This window comes from Melioribacteraceae bacterium 4301-Me (genome assembly GCA_041538185.1).
GTDB classification, from domain to species: domain Bacteria; phylum Bacteroidota; class Ignavibacteria; order Ignavibacteriales; family Melioribacteraceae; genus Pyranulibacter; species Pyranulibacter aquaticus.
In genome coordinates this window covers 1-1,097 of record JBGORM010000020.1, presented here as the reverse complement: position 1 = coordinate 1,097, position 1,097 = coordinate 1, and the positions used below count along the sequence as shown (strand labels likewise).

The window sequence follows — 1,097 nt, the reverse complement described above, 5'->3', positions numbered from 1 at the left end:
GGCTGATGTACCAACTAAAAGCAAGGAAAGAAGAACAAAAACTGATAAAGTTGATTCAACAAAATTAGCCAGAGAACTTAGTGTTGGACATTTAGAGGGCATATATATTCCTTCTTCGAAAGCTGAAGCCTTAAGAACCTTGGTAAGATTAAGAAGACAATTAGTAAGTGATCAAACCAGACAGAAAAACAGAATCAAATCATTGCTATTGTTTTTAGGATATTCAGTCCCGGAGGATATTCAAACCAAGCACTGGTCTCAAAGATTCATTAAGGCATTGAGGGACTTAGATATCGAACATGAGGAAGCTAAGGCTACATTAAATGAACTTCTGAACAATCTGAATTTTATACGCAGTCAATTGGTAGAAATACTAAAAAAGATAAAAGAATTTATAGCAAAAGATCCGCAAGCTGATAAAACAGTAAGATTACTAAAAACTATACCCGGCATAGGTTCTATTCTTGCTATTATTTTATACTCTGAAATTATTGACATTACCAGATTTAAGAGTTTGGACGAATTAGCAAGTTGTATCGGATTTTCTCCCGCAATATATTCATCAGCTGACAAAGAGATTAATCTTGGCATAACAAAACAGCAGAACAAATATATAAGAAATTATTTGATAGAAGCAGCATGGACAGCTATACGAAAAGACCCGGCTTTACAGATGGCTTATGGAAAACTTTGCCAGAGGATGCCGCCAAATAAAGCAATTATTAGAATAAGTAAAAAATTACTTAATAGAATAAGAACCGTTTGGCTCAATCAACAAGAGTATGTTACAGCAATAGTAAAATAAACAAATAACAAAAAATTAAGTTCTTTTCATATTTTATTAATTTTTGGTGTTGACCGTTTTGATTTGTCATTGCAAGTTAAATCTTTGCTTTTCGCAGTGTGCGGCGACACTTTTTATTTTAATATCAATTTTGCAGCGCCTCGTATTTTACAATTGAGGATGACTGTTTATAACAGTATGAAATAATAATTTCTGATAAAGAACTTTTGAGTCTTATATTATTGAGTGATTTTATGAATCCTTAAATAAAAAATTTTGCTTCCGGATATTTTTGTTGTTTTTTAACATAACA

At 31.7% G+C, this 1,097-nt stretch carries 1 protein-coding gene; it reads left to right on the top strand.

All coding sequences use genetic code 11. From position 1 onward, the window contains the following. The coding region (locus ABRY23_14385; protein MFA3784244.1) for an IS110 family transposase at positions 1–805 on the top strand (805 nt) is incomplete at its 5' end. Between the last annotated feature and the right edge of the window lie 292 nt (positions 806–1,097).